Raw genomic sequence first — 2819 nt, 5'->3', positions numbered from 1 at the left:
CTGGTAATTGCATTTATACCTAGCAGGCCCATTCCTGGATAGTCAAAAACATCCTCAATCAGAACAACCCCGCCGAGAAGACTCGCAAATAGCAAACCTAGAACTGTCACAGTCGGAATGAGGGCATTCTTCCTTATGTGCCTCTTTATTATAATTTTTTCTGGAACACCTTTAGCCCGGGCGGTCTTTACGTATTCCTGCCTCATATTATCCATCATTCCTGCCCTAAGGAATCTTACAATACCAGCAAGTATACCTAGTGTCAAAGTTAGCACCGGAAGCACAATGTGCAGAAGCCCACTGTAAGCTATTGCGTAGTCATGATGAATCAGAGCATCAAATATTATAAGATGGGTCGGATGACTTACAAGAGCACTTGTATTTGGCGATACTAACCAAGATGGTACAGGAAATGGAACCAATGCATAATTGAACGTACCAGATATCGGAAAAACGCCAAGTGGGTTACCGGTAATAGCACCTCTTCCAAAAACTATCTGGAAAAGAAGCGCAAGAACAAAAGCCGGCATAGCATAAACGGCAAGCGAGAATATCCTCCCAGCGTGATCAGCTACTGAATTTGGCTTTGATCCGATATAGGTTCCCAAAGGAATTGATATCAAGACCGAAAGTATGACCGCAAATATCGTAAGCTGAAGCGTGTTGGGGAAAAATTCCTCAATGCCTGTCAGAACAGGGCCAGTATAGAAATTACTTACCATAAATCCCCATTGACCATGAAAGAGAGCAGCTAAATAGAAGAAATATTGAACAGGAACAGGATAATTGAGACCCAGCAATGCTTTCGCATGAGCGATCTGAACAGACCTGGGAAGAGTACTGTGAGGATTAACGTACTGAGAGAGCAAAAGTGATGTCGGAAGAGCCCTCATAAGTATAAATGTCAGTAGAGTCAAGCCTATCAATGTTGGTATCAGCAGGAGTATTCTTCTGATGATAAAGAAACACCTATGGTCCACATGACGTTCTGCTCCCAGGTTATCATTACGCTCTGTGGCACTTTATCGGACATTATCTGGAAGTCAACAGCCTGTTCTATGTATACGTAGAATGTCATATTGATAAGCTCTTCGTTCATCTTGTGGAACCACATCAGGGCAACACTTGTATTTGCAGCAGCAGTGCCGTTGTCATAGTAATCTATCATTTCCTGAAGATACATTGCCTCAGTGGTATTCCTTGCAGGGTTGCTTGTATTGTATCCAATCCAATATGGAGTCATGTCATTAGGCCCTGGATATGTGGTCGAGTTCTCTGGAAGAGCCATTGGGCCCAAGTAGTCCGTAGGATACGGATAGTCAGGAGCCCAACCGAGCTCGTATATTGGCATCGGGTTCTGACCCTGTACCTGATAGCCAAGTATGCTTGGGAATGCAAGCGGGATCACTGGGAATGTTGCGCCCTTTATGAATGAAGACAGATAAGCACCCCACTGTGTGGCCCCCGCTTGATCAATAGGATCAGCACTGAATATTATTATTGGTATATTCAATGGAGCGCCCATATACAGGTAATCTCCGTCGGAAGCAGTAGTTATATTATAAGCAGTACTATGTGTGTTATTATATACTAGCTTATTCCAATCCGCCACTCCCTCACTCCAGTATTTGCTCGCAAGCGTTAGATTGAAGTACGGTACTTGACCATGCGTTGCGTTGTTCAGCTCACCTATTGACTGATAGCCAAGCATTCCGGCAACCAACATACCAGCATAGGGCACAGCGAAAGTAACATTATAATTGGCATTTCCGACATCTTTGTTAAGATATTCACTCTCATTGTAGGCATATGCGAACGCCTTCCTTATTTGAAGGACACTGAAGAGGGCCGATGGCATATTAGCAGACTTGTCAAGCGTAGACAGCATAGTCGTGTTGACGTTGGTATTGAAGTTATACCAGAATATGCTCAGCGATGGCTTCGACAGATAGTAATCTATGTGGGAGTTAACCAGGCCCTCCACAAGGGACCAATCGCTAGAGGGTATACCTCCAGTCTGTGCGTATCCAGATTTCAGCTGAAGATATCTCGTTGAAGTCTCGCCTATGTACTCTAGGACGATCTTGTCTATATGTGCCCTTGGGAACCATGAGCCAGGCGGATTGAAGTTGGGATTCTTAATGAGGACAACGGCTGATGATGGAATAATATAATCTATTTCATATGGACCGTCGGCCATAACATTGTTCACCAAGTATTCATTGTAGTCCGTTGCGTTGCCCTGTGCCTTATATTCATTGAAGCCGGTCGCATTCCATGGCAAAGCGTATGGAGTTAACCCAGCCTTCCATGCAAGGGCTGGCTGTGCTGCTGTTGCATGGGCAACGATCCAGTTCGCATCCATGACAAAGTCTCCACTTGCGGATAAAAGTTCAAACACGAAGTTCGGTGTCAAAGGACTCTGGAAGTGGAATGTAATGTTGTTTGTGGCGTTGTCCACAGTTATATTCTGTGTAATGTTCCAGAAAGTGTTGGATTCATACACATTTCCCGGCAGGAGGAGGTTAGACATATACCCACCCTGTGAATTCGTTGCATTATTCAATAGCAATAGTCTGGCAATTGAATATTTAAAATCCCAATATTTTAATTTAGAATATCTTCATTTCTTATTAACAAAGAGTTATATACAAGATTGTAATTATACAAACTTTACTTTGATACTATACTTTTATAATAATGAATATTGTTCAACAGAATGCGATAATGAAGGTGATATATTAACATATATATATTCACAAAACCCAAATTCTTTATATATTTATTCATTTGATTCAAGCTACCCAAATTATTTTATT

Annotated in this window: 1 protein-coding gene and 2 pseudogenes; all 3 read right to left on the bottom strand. The window is 42.3% G+C overall.

Features of this window, described 5'->3' with window-relative positions; all coding sequences use genetic code 11:
- Positions 1-722, bottom strand: a 722-nt coding sequence (locus Q0C15_RS02885; RefSeq protein WP_297215896.1) for an ABC transporter permease, incomplete at its 3' end; no start/stop codon positions are given.
- 66 nt (positions 723-788) lie between these two features.
- Positions 789-980 (bottom strand): annotated as a pseudogene (locus Q0C15_RS08005) (hypothetical protein); the annotation flags it as partial.
- Positions 935-2587 (bottom strand): annotated as a pseudogene (locus Q0C15_RS02880) (ABC transporter substrate-binding protein); the annotation flags it as partial. The pseudogenes Q0C15_RS02880 and Q0C15_RS08005, both read right to left, overlap by 46 nt.
- Positions 2588-2819 lie beyond the last annotated feature (232 nt).

It is taken from the genome of Thermoplasma sp., assembly GCF_023256435.1.
Taxonomy (GTDB): Archaea; Thermoplasmatota; Thermoplasmata; order Thermoplasmatales; family Thermoplasmataceae; genus Thermoplasma.
The sequence above is the reverse complement of the archived record's forward strand: the minus strand, read 5'-3'. Positions and strand labels throughout refer to the sequence as shown.